11 protein-coding genes are annotated in these 16,526 nt (G+C 71.2%); 6 read left to right on the top strand and 5 right to left on the bottom strand.

Annotated features, from left to right (window positions below; genetic code table 11):
• Positions 1-109: 109 nt before the first annotated feature.
• On the top strand, positions 110-2,740 hold the full coding sequence (gyrA, locus tag WME75_RS19445) for a DNA gyrase subunit A (RefSeq protein WP_437492960.1): 2,631 nt from the start codon (positions 110-112) through the stop codon (positions 2,738-2,740).
• 120 nt (positions 2,741-2,860) lie between these two features.
• Here gyrA and WME75_RS19450 read toward each other — a convergent pair whose 3' ends face one another.
• The 5 genes from WME75_RS19450 to WME75_RS19470 form a co-directional block, all read right to left on the bottom strand.
• A complete protein-coding gene (locus WME75_RS19450) occupies positions 2,861-5,638 on the bottom strand; it encodes a serine/threonine-protein kinase (RefSeq protein ID WP_437494870.1) in 2,778 nt (925 codons plus the stop codon).
• A gap of 455 nt (positions 5,639-6,093) precedes the next feature.
• Complete coding sequence (locus WME75_RS19455; RefSeq protein WP_437492962.1) at positions 6,094-7,293, bottom strand: saccharopine dehydrogenase family protein; 1,200 nt, start codon at positions 7,291-7,293, stop codon at positions 6,094-6,096.
• A 38-nt stretch (positions 7,294-7,331) separates the two neighbouring features.
• Complete coding sequence (locus WME75_RS19460; protein ID WP_437492964.1) at positions 7,332-8,792, bottom strand: amidase; 1,461 nt, start codon at positions 8,790-8,792, stop codon at positions 7,332-7,334.
• A 202-nt stretch (positions 8,793-8,994) separates the two neighbouring features.
• The gene (locus WME75_RS19465; protein ID WP_437492966.1) at positions 8,995-9,972 is read right to left on the bottom strand and encodes a hypothetical protein; all 978 of its coding nucleotides are present in this window, start codon (positions 9,970-9,972) and stop codon (positions 8,995-8,997) included.
• A gap of 435 nt (positions 9,973-10,407) precedes the next feature.
• The gene (locus WME75_RS19470) at positions 10,408-10,596 is read right to left on the bottom strand and encodes a hypothetical protein (protein WP_437492967.1); all 189 of its coding nucleotides are present in this window, start codon (positions 10,594-10,596) and stop codon (positions 10,408-10,410) included.
• A gap of 150 nt (positions 10,597-10,746) precedes the next feature.
• On the opposite strand from WME75_RS19470, the gene WME75_RS19475 reads away from it, so the two are divergent.
• The 5 genes from WME75_RS19475 to WME75_RS19495 all read left to right on the top strand — a co-directional run bounded on the left by WME75_RS19475 (position 10,747) and on the right by WME75_RS19495 (position 16,466).
• Positions 10,747-11,175 (top strand): hypothetical protein, encoded by a 429-nt coding sequence (locus WME75_RS19475; RefSeq protein WP_437492969.1) that lies wholly within the window; start codon positions 10,747-10,749, stop codon positions 11,173-11,175.
• Between the two features lie 91 nt (positions 11,176-11,266).
• Positions 11,267-12,976, top strand: coding sequence for a biosynthetic-type acetolactate synthase large subunit (ilvB, locus tag WME75_RS19480; RefSeq protein ID WP_437492971.1), 1,710 nt, complete (start codon positions 11,267-11,269; stop codon positions 12,974-12,976).
• Positions 12,977-13,113: 137 nt separating this feature from the next.
• Positions 13,114-13,662 (top strand): acetolactate synthase small subunit, encoded by a 549-nt coding sequence (gene ilvN, locus WME75_RS19485; RefSeq protein ID WP_437492973.1) that lies wholly within the window; start codon positions 13,114-13,116, stop codon positions 13,660-13,662.
• A gap of 52 nt (positions 13,663-13,714) precedes the next feature.
• Positions 13,715-14,728 carry a ketol-acid reductoisomerase gene (gene ilvC, locus WME75_RS19490; protein ID WP_437492975.1) on the top strand — a complete coding sequence of 338 codons (1,014 nt, stop codon included), beginning with the start codon at positions 13,715-13,717 and terminating at the stop codon, positions 14,726-14,728.
• 34 nt (positions 14,729-14,762) lie between these two features.
• The gene (locus tag WME75_RS19495; protein WP_437492977.1) at positions 14,763-16,466 is read left to right on the top strand and encodes a 2-isopropylmalate synthase; all 1,704 of its coding nucleotides are present in this window, start codon (positions 14,763-14,765) and stop codon (positions 16,464-16,466) included.
• The last annotated feature ends 60 nt before the right edge of the window (positions 16,467-16,526 follow it).

Below are 16,526 nucleotides of genomic sequence, written 5' to 3' on the forward strand. Positions count from 1 at the left end.
CCGCGAGATGCCTCCACCGATCCGCTCGACGCTCGAGCCGCGCTGGGATGGGCCTCTACGACGGGGCCGTGCGCGCCGCGCTCGCCCCCGTGCCTCGGGTGCAGATCCCATGGAAGAGACGTCGAACATCCAGCAGAAGATCCCGGTCAGCATCCAGGACGAGCTCCGGACGAGCTACCTCGACTACGCGATGAGCGTGATCATCGGCCGCGCGATCCCGGACGTGCGCGACGGCCTGAAGCCGGTGCACCGCCGGATCCTCTACTCGATGAACGAGCAGAAGATCGGCCCCGGCGGCTCGCACAAGAAGTGCGCGCGCGTCGTCGGAGACGTCCTCGGCAAGTACCACCCCCACGGCGATCTCGCGGTCTACGACGCGCTCGTCCGCATGGGGCAGACCTTCAGCCTGCGCTATCCGCTCATCGACGGGCAGGGCAACTACGGCTCGGTCGACGGCGACTCGCCCGCGGCCATGCGGTACACGGAGTCGCGCCTGTCCCGCATGGCGGTCGAGCTGCTCGCCGACCTCGACAAGGACACGGTCGACTTCGTCCCCAACTACGACGACTCGGAGCTCGAGCCGAGCGTCCTGCCGGCGAAGTTCCCGCAGCTGCTCGTCAACGGCTCCGGCGGCATCGCCGTCGGCATGGCGACGAACATCCCGCCGCACAACCTCGGCGAGATCATCGACGCGACGATCGCCATCATCCGCAACCCTGACATCACGCTGGAGGAGCTGCTCCACCTGGTCCCGGGCCCCGATTTTCCGACGGGCGGCCTCATCTACGGCAAGAGCGGGATCGTGCAGGCGTACACGACCGGCCGCGGCTCGATCACGATGCGCGGGCGCAGCCACGTCGAGAAGACGATGAAGGGCGACCGCGAGCAGCTCGTGATCACCGAGATCCCCTACCAGGTGAACAAGGCCCGGATGGTCGCGAAGATCGCCGAGTGCATGAAGGAGAAGCGCATCGAGGGGATCAGCGAGGTGCGCGACGAGAGCGACCGCGAGGGGATGCGCGTCGTCGTCGAGCTGAAGAAGGACATTTTCCCGCAGGTGGTCCTGAACCAGCTCTTCCGGCTGACGGATCTCCAGGCGACGTTCGGCGTCATCAACCTGTCGATCGCGAACGGGCGCCCGGCGGTGCTGAGCCTGAAGGACACGCTCTCGCACTTCATCGAGCACCGGCGCGAGGTCGTGACGCGGCGCTGTCGCTTCGAGCTCCGGCAGGCCGAGTCGCAGCGCGAGCTCATCGAGGGGCTCGGGATGGCGACGAGCGACATCGATCGCATCGTCGCGACGATCCGGGCCTCGAGCGATCCAGAGGAGGCGCGGGAGAACCTGCAGAAGCTGGCGCTCCGCGGGCTCGGCGAGTTCCTCCGGCGCGCCGGCCGTCCGGAGCCCGAGTGCGCCGAGGCCGACGGGCGCGGCGACTACTTCCTGTCCGAGCGGCAGGCCAAGGCGATCCTCGAGATGCGGCTGTCGCGCCTGACCGGCCTCGAGCGGGAGAAGCTCGCGAAGGAGTACGGCGAGCTGTCGCAGACGATCGAGCGGCTCCGGGCGATCCTCGCGGACATGGAGCTGCTCATGAACGTGATCGTGATGGAGCTCGAGGAGATCAAGGCGCGCTTCAACGACAAGCGGCGCACCGAGATCGTGCCGGCCGAGGCCGAGATCCAGATGGAGGACCTGATCCAGGAAGAGGACATGGTCGTGACCATCTCGCACGCCGGCTACCTGAAGCGGACGCCGACCTCGACGTACCGGGCGCAGCGCCGCGGCGGCAAGGGGATGGTGGGGATGGAGGCGCGCGAGGAGGACTGGGTGAGCCAGCTCTTCGTGGCGTCGACGCACTCGTACGTCTTCTTCTTCAGCGACAAGGGCAAGGTCTACGTCAAGAAGGTCTACGAGATCCCGCAGGCGCCGCGGAACGCGAAGGGCCGGGCGATCGTGAACTTCGTCGGGATGGAGCCGGGCGAGAAGGTCGCGGCGATCACGCCGGTGCCGAGCTTCGACGGCGAGACGTTCGTCGTGACCTTGACCCGCCGCGGGCAGATCAAGAAGACGGCGCTCAACGAGTACGAGAACTACCGGGACAAGGGGATCATCGGGGTCCGGATCGAGGAGAGCGACCAGCTCTTCACGGCGGCGCTCACCGACGGCAAGCGCGAGCTCGTGATCGCGACGCGGAGCGGGATGAGCATCCGCTTCCCCGAGGATCAGGTGCGCCCGACCGGCCGCGCGACGATGGGCGTGAAGGGCATCGAGCTCGACGACGGCGACGTCGTGGTGGGCCTCGGCGTGAGCGGCGACGGGCGCGACCGGGTGCTCGCCGTGTGCGAGCGCGGGTACGGCAAGCAGACGCCGCTCGAGGAGTTCCGCCTCCAGAGCCGCGGCGGCAAGGGCGTGATCCTGATCGACGCGAGCGATCGAAACGGGCCGGTGGTGGGCGTCGCCATGGTGAGCCCGAGCGACGAGGTGCTGATCGTGACCGACCGCGGGCAGATGATCCGCACGAAGGCGAGCGAGATCCGCGAGACGGGGCGCAACGCGCAGGGCGTGCGGATCATGCACGTCGGCCAGGACGAGCGGGTGGTCGCGGTCGAGGCGTTCGCGGCGGATGCGGCCGTGGCCGAGGCCGAGGAGGGCGGCGGGTCGACGCCGCCGGCGGCGGGGGCGGACGGGACCAACGGGGTCGCAGATCACACGGGCGGCAACGGCGGCAGCGAGGTCAACTAGCGGCTGACCGAGCAGGGGGCCGAGGCGAGCGCGGGGATCCCGGGCAGCCCGGCCCCGCGCGCGCGACCCCCCTCGGGGCCTGCGGTGGTTCCCGGGTTCGATGGCCCCGAGGAACGCCCGCTACCGGATGTTGCCCACGGTGCGCTGGATGAGCTGCTCCAGCGCCTCCTTGCTGCGGCGCTCGTGCTCGGCCGCCTCCCTGGCCCGCCGCTCCTCGGCGCCGGCCCGGGCCTCGGCGTCGCGGGCCCCGGTCGCGGACGCCCGCGCCATGTCGCGCGCCGTCCGGGCCTCCCGGGCCGCCTTGCGCGCTCGCTCGGCCGCGTCCTCGGCCCTGTACCGCGCCTCCTCGGCCTCCTTCTGCAGGACCTCGGCCCGCAGCCGCTCGTCCTCCGTGTTCTTCCGGGCCCGCTCGGCCGCCTCGCGGGCCGCGCGCTCGTTGGCGAGCGCCTGCTCGAGGTTGTACTCGGTCTGGCGGATCTCCTCGAGCTGCGCGGTGATGACCTGGTTCTGACGGACCACCTTGATGATCCCCAGGGCGGCCAGGGCGACGAGCAGGGAGAGCCCCGTCATGATGCCGATGATCAGCGTGCGCCGCCTGCGCTGCGCCTGGCTCGCCAGCCGGAGCACCGCGTCGAGATACCGCTGCTCCCGCGCGGGCAACTGGCCTTGATAATAAACCCTGTCGCGAAAGAGGCGCGCCTCCTGGGCGATCTTGCCGCGCCAGAGGGTGTCGTCGGCGCAGCCGCTCGACTCCCACTGCCTCGCCGCCACGCGCAGCTTGTCGAGGAACGCCGCGTCCTTCTGGTTCTCGTCGAGCCAGCGCAGCAGCGTCGGCCAGCGCTCGATGAGCGACTCGTGCACGATCTCCACCCGGTTGCCGGCGTCGTCGCGGCCCGTCTCGACCGCGAGCAGCCGCGCATCCGAGAGGACGTGGACGACCCCCTCGAGCTCGTCCGGCTCCCCCGGCAGCTCGCGGATCTCCCGCAGGCTGGCGATGGCCCTCGTGCGCTCGGGCGTGACAAGGCGCTCGAACACGGCCCGGCAGAGCTTCGCCTGGCGCCCGCTCATCCCGGCCAGCACCGTGTCGGCGTGGCTCGCGAGCGTGCCGGCCACGCCGCCGATCGCCTCGTAGCTCGCCCGCGTCAGGAGCCGGCGCCCGCGATCGCGCAGATCCCACCACCGCGCCGCCATGAACTGCAAGAGCGGCAGCGCGCCGCGGGTGGTCTCCAGCACGTCGAGGATCTCCTCGACGAGCGCCGGCTCGTCGATCTCGTACCGCGCCGCCTGGACAGGCCGGGTCAGCGCCTCACGCAGCCCGGCGCGGCCGATGGGCGGCAGGACCACGAGCCCGCGCGTCACCGCCGTCATGAAATGCCTGTCCTCGGCCACCCGCTCGATGAAGTCCGACCGGATCGACAGGAGGACGCGCAGGGGCGACGAGGCGTCGTCCGCGACGCCGCCGAGGCACGAGAGGAACGCGGCGCGCTCTCCGGCGTCGCACGAGAGCGTGTAGAGCTCCTCGAACTGATCGACGAAGAGCACGACGCGGCGCTGCTTCCGGGCCGACCACGCGCGCAGCTCGGCCCCGAGGTAGCCTGGCTCGGCGCGCAGCCTCTCGCGCAACACGCGCCCGCGCGAGGCCTCGATGTCGAGCGACTCCGGCCGCTCCGAGCCGCCCCTCGACAGCAAGGAGGGATGGTTGAGCAGCTCGGCGAGCGCCGCCATGGGCTCGCGCCCCGGCCGGAGGATGAGCGACTCCCACCCTCCTCCGGACCGCTTGAGCGCCGGGACGATCCCCGCCCGGACGAGCGACGACTTCCCGACGCCCGACGCGCCGACGATGGCGAGGAGCGGCTGGCTGCGGAGGCGCGTCACCATCCTGGCGACGTCCTCCGCGCGGCCGAAGAAGCGGTCCGCGTCGGCCTCCTGGAACGCCGACAGGCCCGCGAACGGGCTCTCGTCGGCCCCGAGGACGATCTCGTGACGCCCGGGCAAGAGCGGCAGGAGCTCGGAGAGGAGCTGCTGCGCCGAGGCGGTGCGCTCGGCCTTCCGCTTGCGCAGGCAGCGATCGACGATCGCGCCGATCGCGCCGAGCTCCGGGCGCTCGCCGTCGAGCTCGGGCATGGGCTGGTCGAGCAGGGCGACCTGCATGAGGCTGTGCACCGTCACCGGCGCGAGCGGGTGCGCGCCGGTGACGAGCTCGTAGAGCATGATGCCCATGGCCCAGATGTCGCTCTCGTGATCGATCCCCTCCCCGAGCCACTGCTCCGGGGACATGTACGGTATCGTCCCCATCATCGCGCCCTCGCGCGTCAAGGTCGTCCGGAGCGAGATAGGAGGCCGCTCGATCGAGCTGGCGACGTCCGTGTCGAGGAGCTTGGCGATGCCGAAGTCGAGCACCTTGATGGCGCCGGACGCCTCCAGCATGATGTTCTCGGGCTTGAGATCGCGGTGGACGATGCCGAGCTTGTGGGCGCAGGAGAGGGCGCGCACCACCGGCACCATCATCTCCACGGCCGCGCTCGCGGACACCGGCGCGGTCGCGACCGCCTCGTCCGCGTCGGCGGGCCTGCGCTGATCCATCCAGGCGCGGAGGCTCTGGCCCTCGATGTATTCGAGCACCATGTACGGGTATCCGTCGTGCTCGTTCACATCGTGGATCGTCACGATGTTCTCGTGCTTGCAGAGCGCGGTGGCGCGGGCCTCGACAAGGAACCGCTGGAGTCTGGCGCCGGTCAGGGTGGTGACGACCTTGATGCCCACCAGACGCCCCAGGCGAACGTCGCGGGCGAGGAAGACGGTGCCCATGCCCCCTCGGCCGAGCTCGCGGATGAGCTCATAATGCCCGATGAGGGTCCCGGCGCGGATGGCCGGACCGGCGGCCTGCCGGCTCGACATGGGCGGGCCGCCGGGCTCCTGGGCCACCGAGGATCGCCGCAGAGGGGCCGTCCTGCTCGCTAAGCTCTCCTCCGGGCGCTGCGCGGGGTCGGGCGACCCCACAGGCAACGTGACGAGCGACGCGCCGGCGACCGCGGATTCCGCCGGCAAGGAGCTCGTCAGCACACGGCTGCCGGCCCCGGGCCCGAGCGACAGGGGCGCCGTCTCCTCCCCGCCAAGGCGGGTCTCCTCCGTGCCGGTCACTTCCCCCGAGGATACTCCAGGGACTCAGCCCTTCACAATGTCAGAGGGTGGGGTCATTTGAACATGAAGGCGGGAAGGCGGGAAGAAAAGATCAAGGATCTTCCCGCCTTCATGGGACATCTCTCTGGACAGAACCCCCACCACCCCGAGATGGGCAGTGCGGCCTTGTACGTTGGGAGTGGCTCCCATCTCCAACGGATCCCCGCCGCAGCTCACCCCTCGAGCAGCTCGAACCGGATCCCCGCCGCCTGCAGCCGCTCGATGAGCCGCTCCCCCATCGCGACGGCCGGCGTGAGGACCCCGGCGCGCGCCGGCAGCCGCTCGCGGTCGAACGCCATGCAGAGCGCCGACTCCGCCACCATCTTCGCCGTCTCCGAGTAGCCCGGATCGCCGCCGCTCACCCGCGTCACCACCCTGCGCGACGCGCTCTTGCCCTGGAAGGTCACCTGGAACCAGCTGCGCGCCCGCTCCTCGGCGCTCGGCCCCTCCCCCGGGCTGCGCACCTTGCGGAGCAGCTCCCGCGCCGGCCCGACCTTGGCGAGCGCCGCGACGGCGCCGAAGCCGGCGATCCCGACCACGAGCTGCAGCCCGGATTTGACCTGCATGTAGTGCCCGTACTGGAAGTCAGGGCCGTAAACGTCGAGCTCCCGCGCGCTCCGCAGCACGACCTGCGGATCGATGCTCGGCATCGGACAGACCCAGGCGCGCAGCCCCTTCTCGTAGCGGATGCGCGCCTTGAGCCCCTGCACCTTCCGCGCGCCGGGCGCCCCCTCGGAGCGCGCTTCGCGCTTCTCGCGGCCGCCGCGCGCCATGATCTCGAGCAGCGACTGCCAGGTACCGCCGGAGAAGCTGGCGTGCGCGCGCACGATGCCCTCCACCACGATCGGCTCGCCCGCGGGGAGCCTCGTCACCGTGAAGAGCGCCCCGAGGTCGTGCGGGATGCTGTCGAAGCCGCAGCAGTTGACGATCCGCACGCCGCGCGCGCGGGCGGCCTCGTGGTGGCGCTCGACGAGGCGGTCGACGAACTCGGGCTCGCCGGTGAGATCCGCGTAGTCGGTGCCCGCGCGGATGCACGCCTCGACGAGCGGCTCGCCGCGGGTCGAGTACGGGCCGACCGTCGTGATGACCACGCGCGCCTGGCTGGCCATGCGATCGAGCGACGCCGCGTCCTCCGAGGTCGCCTCGACGACGCCCACCGAGGAGCAGGCCGGATCGATCGCCTCCAGCGCCGCCTTCACCTCGGCGAGGCGCCCCGCGTTCCGGCCGGCGATCGCCCAGCGGATGGATCGTCCTGCAGCGTCGTCCCGGGCCGAGGCCTCCTTGCCCTGGGTGGCGAGATACTCGGCGACGAGGCGACCGGTGAAGCCGGTCGCGCCGAAGACGATCACGTCGTACGTGCGGTCGATGGTCATGGGGGGGAGCCTTGATACCACGACCGCGGGCGGGAACGTCACCGTCGGCACCACGACAGAGACGGCGGGACCCAGCCGCCGAACGAGCGCTCCAGGTGCTGCGCCACGGCGATCGTCACGTGATCGTTGCCGTGGATCGCCGCCACCTGGACGCCGAGCGGCAGCCCCTCGGCGTTGAGGCCCAGCGGGACCTGCGTCGCCGGCATCTCCATCACGTTGAGCACCGCCGTGTACGTCCACTGGAAGGGCGGCAGGAGAGGCGCGTAGTGCCGCGGCGCGGGCGTCGGATACGACGGGTAGAGCATCACGCCCCGCTCGCCGATGCGCGACACGAGCTCGGCGCGGAGCGCCTCGCCGAGCTCCAGGGCGCGCGCGATGCGCGAGGGGACCAGCCTGCCGACGTCCTCCAGCAAGGTGAGCCCGAGCGCGGGCAGCGTGTGCGGCGAGCGGCGGATCGACCAGCGCGCGAGCTCGCGCGGCAGGCTGATCGGACGGCCGCCCCCGAGCAGCGCCCGGAACGTGACGCCCCCGGCCACGCCCAGCATCGCGGTCCAGATGTCGAGCGCCCGCGCGAGGAGCTCGACGCGCGCCTTGCGGACCGTCGCCCCGCGCGCGGCGAGCGCCTCCTCCGCCCTCCGCTGCGCGGCCTGGAGATCGTCGCTCACCCGGTGCACGCCGTCGTCCTCGACCGAGAGCACCGTCAGCCCACCGAGGTCGACCGAGGCCGGGTCCCCGAGGGGCAGCGGCGCGCAGCTCGGATCGCCCGCGTCGGGGCCCGCGAGGATGCGGAGCACCGGCATGAGATCCTCGGCGCGTCGCGCGATCGGGCCGGTCGTCATGAAGCGGAGCCCTCGCTCGCCGGGCAGCGGAAACTGGCCCGAGGTCGGCACGAGCCCGCCGGTCGGCTTGTGGCCGAAGACGCCGTTGAAGAACGCAGGCATCCGGATGGATCCGCCGATGTCCGAGCCGAGCCCGACCGGCGCGCCGCCCGCGCCGACCACGGCGGCCTCGCCGCCCGAGCTGCCGCCCGCGGTGCGCGTCGGGTCGTAGGGGTTGTTCGTCCGGCCGTAGAGCCGGTTGTTCGTCTCCATCCACATGCAGAGCTCCGAGACGTTTGTGACGCCGAGCGGGATGAAGCCGGCGGCGCGCATGCGCGCGACCGTCACCGCGTCCTCCTTCGCGCGCACGCCGGCGCGGGCGACGAGCCCCGCGGAGTTCGGCATGCCCGAGACGGCGAAGCTCTCCTTGATGGAGCACGGGACCCCGAGGAACGGCGGCGCGCCGGCGGCCTCACCGCGATCGAGGAGCCCGTCGGCGGCGCGCGCCTCGGCGCGGGCGGCGTCGAACCGGCTCGCCACCATCGCGTTGAGCCTCGGGTTCACGTGCTCGATGTGCCGGATATGGACGTCCACGACCTCGGCCGACGTCACGGCTCGGGCGCGGATCAGCGCAGCCAGCCGCGTGGCAGAGAGCAGGAGCAGCGGATCTCGTGAAAGCATGGGCGGGGTGGGATAAGGGATCAGGCTCGGGACGGCGGCCCAGGTCAAGGGTCCGCCTCCCGGGGCCCGACAATGGCCCACCCGCCCTCCTGAACGCCAGCCGCGCGTGGGCCCTGGCCGGGCGCAGCCCCGCGCACCCCTCGCCGAGGGCAGCCGCGCGCCCCCCTCGCCGGGCGCAGCCGCGCGGACGACCGCCGCCTGCCTACTCGCCCGCGGCGGTCCCCGCTGCGACCGCGCGCCCCCGCGCTCGCTGCGGGAAGGCCCACCGCACGGCCACGGTCACCAGCCAGTCGACCGCGCCGCGGCTGTCGACCTGGATGCCCGGATCGACGTACACCTGCACGCGGTCGCTGAGCTCTGCGCCGACCTCCAGCACGCTCGTCGACACGACGCGGGGCGCGCCGCGGTGGTTGAACTGGAAGCTCTGGTCCGGCCCCACCCAGAACCCGCGCGGCAGCTCGATGATCGCGAAGGGCCGCACCACCGACGTCTGGATGTCGTTCCGCCGCGGATCGCCGCCGAACGACACCGCATGCTGCAGCTGCAGCCCCAGCCGCGCGGGCCGCGCCACGCGGACGTACGCCTGGACGAGGGGCGCGACCTGGTTCTTGCCCGAGCCCAGCGCGCGGCGCGCCGCCGAGTCGAGGACGAGATCCGAGCCGAGGACGAGCGCGAACCGCGGCGTGGCGATCGCGCGGACGAGCGGCCGGATCAGGATGTCGCCGAGCCCCACGTCGCGCTGTCCCTCGAGCCCGCCCGCGTAGGCGAGCGGCACGTCCGCGCGCAGCGAGAAGCTCCTGTTGAAGGCGTAATCGCCCCGCAGCACCGCGGCGTTGAAGAAGCCGCTGCTGCCGCGCGAGACGTAATCGTCCCGGAGCTCGATGAAGGTGCTGAGGTTGGCGGCCGCCGTCGCTTGCGTCCGGGGCGCCGCGGCGTCACGGCGCCCCGGCCCGCGGCGCGGGGGCGCAGGCGCCACCGGCCGCCCGGGCTGCGCGCTCGCGAGCGCCGCGACGTCCGCTCGGCGCGCGGGATCGACGCGATCCGCGGCGGCGCCGGTCGAGGCGCTGCACAGCGCGAGGAGCCCGACCGCGGCGGAAGAGGCCGCGCGTCGGCGTCGGCGGCAGCAGGGCGAGATCGTTCGACTGGCAGGGCACGCCTGCGCCACGCGATGCGCTTGCATGGCGGATCCATGGTGGCGTCGCGCGATCCGTCGGCAGTCGGTTCAAGGCAGCACTCCGCACCGCGGGCGCGCACGAGCCGAGGTCCGGCGTTTGCGCACACCTCCCCCCGGCGCTCCGGGATCCGCTCGCCTCTGCGCGTTCCACGCGATGCGCTCGATGCGCTCGATGCGCCTCGCTCGACCCGCTCGGCGTCGCGATCGAGCGACGCTTCCCTGCACACCGCGCGCGCCTCCGTCGCGGACATCGCCGCTCGAGAGACGCGCCTGGGTAACGACTGAACGACTGAACGACCCGGACGGCGACCGTTCGTGCGGAACATCGCGCGCTTCTTGCAGGCATTGCTCGAACAAAAAACATCTCGAAATGCCGTCGAAACAAGCGATCTGTAAAGAAACAGCTTGACGCGACGCAGCAGCTCTGCAAGGTAGAGACCCTCACGCTATGCAGAAGTCGACATGCACCGCCAGCGCCCACGCCTCCGGCGATGGGACCTCCGCTGTGAAGCTGGTGCACCGCGCTTCGTCGGCGTCCTCGACGACCCGTTCGCTCGTCGTCGAGGGCGGCGTGTCCGTCGGGCTCCTAGCGGGCCTAACCATTCCTGCGCTCGTCAGCCTAACCGACATCGTCGGGCTGATTCGCGTCGGGAACGGGTGCGGGCCGCCGCTCTGAGCTGAAGCAGCATGGAGATAGGCCCCCGCACCGAGAAGGTCCGGGGGCTTTCTTTTTTCTGGCCTGTGGGTTCACGAAGAGCAGCCGTCGTCAAGGAGGATCAGGTGAGCAAGGAACATTCGAGGAAGAATCGCGAGGACGCCTCGAGCGAGGCCGTTGGCCAGCGCATCGCGGAGCTCGCGGAGCTCGTCGCCGCGGGCTGTGGGATGCCCGTCGCGTCGAGCGCCGTGCGCGAGGAGCTCGAGGCGCTCGTCGGCCAGATCCGCGCGCGCGCCGGCGGCGGCGCCGCCCGGGCGCCCCAGCGCTCCTCGACGCACCTGAAGGGCACGCGCCCGGACGGCGCGGACGAGGCCTCGTTCGAGTTCCACTCCGACCCGCCCTCCGCGCGATCCGGCTCGGACCTCCACGCTGGCACCCCGGGCTCCTCGCGCGTCGTCTCGCTCGACGACGCGCGCAGGGTGCTCGAGGCCATCCGCCGCGAGGAGACGAGCGGCGACGGCCCCCGGGAGGACCTGCAGCGCGCGATCGCCTAACTCGCCGGGCCTCTCAGAGACGGCAGAACCCCGCGGCCAAGGCGCCCCCGGGCGCCACCTTCACCAGCGTGACTCGATCGGAGTCAGGAATATGAAACGAACCGGTGCACAGATTATCTGGGAAGTCCTCGTCCGCGAAGGCGTGGACGTGGTCTTTGGCTATCCGGGCGGCGCGATCATGCCCGCCTACGACACGATCCTCGGCTACCCGATCCGCCATGTGCTCGTCCGGCACGAGCAGGGCGCGGCGCACATGGCGGACGGCTACGCCCGCGCCTCGGGCAAGGTCGGCGTGGCGATCGCCACCTCGGGGCCCGGCGCGACGAACCTCGTCACCGGGATCGCGACGGCGATGCTCGACTCCTCGCCGATCGTCTGTATCACCGGGCAGGTCCCCTCGAAGCTGCTCGGGACCGACGCCTTCCAGGAGACCGACATCACGGGCGTCACCCTCCCGATCACCAAGCACAACTACCTCGTGACCGAGGTCCAGGACATCGCCCCCGCCATCCGCGAGGCGTTCTACATCGCGCGCTCGGGCCGCCCGGGCCCGGTGCTCGTCGACATCACCAAGGACGCCCAGCAGGCGTCGATGGACTTCGAGCCGCCCAAGGGCGAGGTCCGGCTGCCCGGCTACCGCCCCTCGCAGCAAGCCATCCAGACGGAGATCGAGAAGGCGATCGAGCTCATCGACGACGCCCAGCGGCCGCTCATCCTGGCCGGTCAGGGCATCGTCAGGGCGGAGGCGACGCGCGAGCTGCTCTCCTTCGTGGAGAAGGCGGGCATCCCCGTCGCGTGCACGCTGCTCGGCCTCGGCGGCTTCCCGGCGACGCACCCCCTCAGCCTCGGCATGATGGGGATGCACGGCGAGGCGTGGGTGAACAACGCCATCCAGGAGGCCGACCTCCTCATCGCGCTCGGGATGCGCTTCGACGACCGCGTGACCGGCAACCTCAAGACCTACGCCGTGAAGGCGAAGAAGATCCACGTCGAGATCGACCGGTCCGAGATCAACAAGAATGTCAAGGTCGACGTCGGCCTCGTCGGCGACGTCCGGGACACGCTCCTGTCGCTCATCCCCGGGTGCAAGCAGCGCAACCGGAGCGAGTGGATCGAGCGCATCAGCCTGCTGAAGGGCGACTCGGCGGTCCGTGACATTCAACAATTGCCGTACCACGACAAACTGTACGCCGCGCACGTGCTGCACGACCTCTGGCGGCTCACCGACGGCAAGGCGCTTGTGGTAACCGACGTCGGCCAGCACCAGATGTGGGAAGCGCAGTACTACAAGCACGATTACCCGCGGAAGCTCATCACCTCCGGCGGGCTCGGCACGATGGGCTTCGCCCTGCCGGCGGCGATCGGCGCGCGCTTCGCGAAGTCGGACGACGAGATCTGGGTGGTCGTGGGCGACGGCGGCTTCCAGATGACCGCGTGCGAGCTCTCGACCTGCGCGCAGGAGGGCATCAAGGTCCACGTGGCCATCATCAACAACGGCTACCTCGGCATGGTGCGCCAGTGGCAGGAGTTCTTCTACAACCGGCGCTACTCGGCGACCCCGATGCGCAGCCCGGACTTCGTGAAGCTCGCCGAGGCCCACGGGCTGACCGGCATCCGCGTCACGAAGCGCGAGGAGATCGCGGGCGCGGTGGAGCGCGCCCGGGCGACGCCGGGCACCGTGGTCGTCGACTTCCGCGTCGAGCAGGAGGACAGCGTCTATCCGATGGTGCCCGCCGGCGCCGACCTGAACGACATGATCCGCCGCCCGAGCCCCATCGTGGAGACCGGGGAGGACCCGTGAACGCACCGGTAGAGGCGCGCGCCCCGAGCGCCCGTCCGGCGCCCCCGTCGCCTCCGTCGGACGGGCGGCGCGCGTCCGAACGCGACGCGGCCATAGCTGCGCGCACCACTGACAAGAGGGACTTTCGAGAGGCATCCATGGATCGACCCATCCTGCGCACGTTCATCGCTTACGTCGAAGACCGCCCCGGCGTGCTCAACCGAGTGGCGTCCCTCTTCCGGCGCCGCGCCTACAACATCGAGTCGCTGAGCGTCGGGCGCACCCACATCGCCGGGATCTCGCGCCTGACCCTGGTCCTCGAGGCCGACGAGGACGGGGCGCGCCGCCTCGAGGCGAACCTGTACAAGCTGGTCAACACCCTCTGGGTCCGGGACGTCACCCACACCGCCTCGGTCGCGCGCGATCTCGCGCTGATCAAGGTGAAGGCGAACGCGACGACCCGGGCGCAGGTGCTCCAGCTCTGCGAGGTGTTCCGCGCGCGCACCGTCGATGTCGCCCCCGAGGCGCTGACCATCGAGATCACCGGGACCGGCGACAAGATCGAGGGCCTGCTCGACGTGCTCCGCCCCTTCGGGATCATCGAGATGGTGCGGACAGGGATGATCGTGATGACCCGCGGCGCAGAGGAGGCGGAGGCCAGGTTCGACTCGATGCCTGCGCGCCCGGCCGACAGCGGCGCCGCCTGACGACGTGAAGGAAGGGAGCCGCGAGGTGCGGTCCCTGTTGAAGGAGATTGAGATGGCTAAAATTTTCTATGATAACGACGCGGATCTATCGCTCATCCAGGGCAAGAAGGTCGCGATCGTAGGCTATGGCTCCCAGGGGCACGCGCACGCGCTGAACCTGCGCGACAGCGGCGTGACGGTGATCGTCGCCCTGCCCGAGGGCAGCAAGAGCCGGCCCAAGGCGCAGGCCGCGGGGCTGCAGGTGGCCACGGTGTCCGAGGCCGCGAAGGCCGCCGACGTCATCATGATCCTCGCGCCCGACACGTCGCAGGCGCGCATCTACAACGAGCAGATCGCGCCGCACCTCGGCCCGGGCAAAACGCTCATGTTCGCGCACGGGTTCAACATCCGCTTCAACACGATCACGCCCCCCGCGTCGGTCGACGTCTCGATGATCGCCCCGAAGGGCCCCGGGCACCGGGTGCGCGAGACGTACGAGGCCGGCGGCGGCGTCCCCGCCCTGCTCGCCGTCCACCAGGACGCGAGCGGCAAGGCGGAGGCGCAGGCGCTCGCCTACGCGAAGGGCATCGGCGCGACGCGCGCCGGGGTGCTCTGCACGACGTTCGCGGAGGAGACCGAGACCGACCTCTTCGGCGAGCAGGCGGTGCTCTGCGGCGGCGCGAGCGAGCTCGTGAAGGCCGGGTTCGAGACGCTCGTGAACGCCGGCTACCAGCCGGAGATCGCCTACTTCGAGTGTCTGCACGAGCTCAAGCTGATCGTCGACCTCATGTACCGCGGCGGCCTCAACTACATGCGGTACTCGATCAGCGACACCGCCGAGCAGGGCGACTACGTCTCCGGCCCGCGCGTCATCACCGACAAGACGCGCGAGGAGATGAAGCGCATCCTCGCCGAGATCCAGAGCGGCGAGTTCGCCCGCAAGTGGATCGCGGAGAACGAGGAGGGTCGGCCGAACTTCGAGGCGACGCGGGCCAAGGAGCGGGAGCAGCGGCTCGAGGTCGTGGGGGCCAACCTGCGCAAGATGATGCCGTTCATCGACCCCGTCACCATCAAGCCCGGCGACTGAGCCTCTCCACTCGTGGGAGGCGGCGGAGGACACCATGCCTGAGATGATTGCGAATCAAGCGATGCCCCAGTCCGATTACGTGCGCATCTTCGACACCACGCTGCGAGACGGCGAGCAGTCGCCGGGCGCGACGATGACGTCCTCGGAGAAGCTCGAGATCGCGCTCGCGCTGGCGAAGCTCGGCGTCGACGTCATCGAGACGGGCTTCCCCGCCGCTTCCCCCGACGACCTGCTCGCCGTCCAGACGATCGCCGAGCGCGTGGGCACGGCCGCGGTCCCCGGCCGCCCCGCCGCGACCCCGCCGATCATCTGCGCGCTCGCCCGCGCCACGAAGGTCGACATCGACAAGGCGTGGGAGGGCGTCAGGCGGGCCGCGAACCCGCGGATCCACACCTTCCTCGCCACGAGCGACATCCACCTCGAGCACAAGCTCCGGATGAGCCGGGCCGAGGTGCTCGACCGCGTGCGGGCCATGGTCGCGTACGCGCGCGACCTCTGCGCCGACGTGGAGTTCAGCCCCGAGGACGCCGGCCGGAGCGAGCCCGAGTTCCTCTACCAGGTGCTCGAGGCCGCGATCGCCGCCGGGGCCACAACGCTCAACATCCCGGACACGGTCGGCTACACCATGCCGAGCGAGTTCGGCGCGCTCATCGCCGGGATCCGCCAGAACGTCCCGGGCATCGACCGCGCCATCCTCTCGGTGCACTGCCACAACGACCTCGGGCTCGCGACGGCCAACGCGCTGGAGGGCATCCGCGCGGGCGCGCGCCAGGCCGAGGTGACCATCAACGGCATCGGCGAGCGCGCCGGCAACACCGCGCTCGAGGAGGTCGTCATGGCGCTCGCGACGCGCCGGGCCGTCTTCGGGCTGCGCACCGGCATCGACACGACCCAGATCGCCACCGTGAGCCGGCTCGTCAGCGCGGCCACGGGCTTCAACGTCCAGCCGAACAAGGCGATCGTCGGCGCCAACGCCTTCGCGCACGAGTCGGGCATCCACCAGGACGGGATGCTGAAGCACCAGGAGACCTACGAGATCATGCGGCCGGAGATGGTCGGGGTGGCGCAGACCCGGCTCGTCCTCGGCAAGCACTCGGGCAGGCACGCGCTCAGGAACCGGCTCGAGGAGCTCGGCTACCACCTAGACGAGGCCCAGCTCGCGGCGGCGTTCGCCAGCTTCAAGGCGCTCGCCGACAAGAGGAAGCACGTCACCGATCCCGACATCGAGGCGATCGTCTCGACGACGCGGGCGCAGGGCCCCGAGCTCTACACGCTCGACGCGCTCCAGGTCGCCTGCGGGACCACCGGGATGCCCACGGCCACGGTCCGCCTCCGCGGGCCGGACGGGGCGCTGCACGTCCGCGCCGCGATCGGCACCGGGCCAGTGGACGCCGCCTATCGGGCGATCGACGAGATCGTCCGCGTGCCGAGCAGCCTCCTCGAGTTCTCCGTGCACGCGGTGACCGAGGGGATCGACGCGCTCGGCGAGGTGAGCGTCCGGGTCCGGGCGGACGCGACGTCGGGCAAGCGGCACCCGCAGCACGACGCCGCGCCGCGGGTCTTCCACGGCCACGGCGCCGACACCGACATCCTCGTCGCGAGCGCGACGGCGTACCTCACCGCCCTGAACCGGCTGCTCGCGACCTACGGCGTCGAGCCCAGGGACGACGCGGCGGCGTCCGAGAGCAACGAGAGCAACCAGAGCGGCCGCGGCGCCGCCGTCGAGACCGCGAGGTAGGTCGATGAGCGGAGCGCAGAGGGCCCCCGCGAGGGCCCGACGAGCTCGGCGGCCTGCTCT

Source organism: Sorangium sp. So ce1014, assembly GCF_051521505.1.
Lineage (GTDB): Bacteria > Myxococcota_A > Polyangia > Polyangiales > Polyangiaceae > Sorangium.

Bases quoted from the DNA above. Each gene is read 5' to 3' on its own strand.
- gyrA (WP_437492960.1), top strand. From the start codon at position 110: ATGGAAGAGACGTCGAACATCCAGCAGAAGATCCCGGTCAGCATCCAG.
- WME75_RS19450 (WP_437494870.1), bottom strand. From the start codon at position 5,638: ATGTCGAGCCGGCAGGCCGCCGGTCCGGCCATCCGCGCCGGGACCCTC.
- WME75_RS19455 (WP_437492962.1), bottom strand. From the start codon at position 7,293: ATGACCATCGACCGCACGTACGACGTGATCGTCTTCGGCGCGACCGGC.
- WME75_RS19460 (WP_437492964.1), bottom strand. From the start codon at position 8,792: ATGCTTTCACGAGATCCGCTGCTCCTGCTCTCTGCCACGCGGCTGGCT.
- WME75_RS19465 (WP_437492966.1), bottom strand. From the start codon at position 9,972: ATGCAAGCGCATCGCGTGGCGCAGGCGTGCCCTGCCAGTCGAACGATC.
- WME75_RS19470 (WP_437492967.1), bottom strand. From the start codon at position 10,596: ATGTCGGTTAGGCTGACGAGCGCAGGAATGGTTAGGCCCGCTAGGAGC.
- ilvB (WP_437492971.1), top strand. From the start codon at position 11,267: ATGAAACGAACCGGTGCACAGATTATCTGGGAAGTCCTCGTCCGCGAA.
- ilvN (WP_437492973.1), top strand. From the start codon at position 13,114: ATGGATCGACCCATCCTGCGCACGTTCATCGCTTACGTCGAAGACCGC.
- ilvC (WP_437492975.1), top strand. From the start codon at position 13,715: ATGGCTAAAATTTTCTATGATAACGACGCGGATCTATCGCTCATCCAG.
- WME75_RS19495 (WP_437492977.1), top strand. From the start codon at position 14,763: ATGCCTGAGATGATTGCGAATCAAGCGATGCCCCAGTCCGATTACGTG.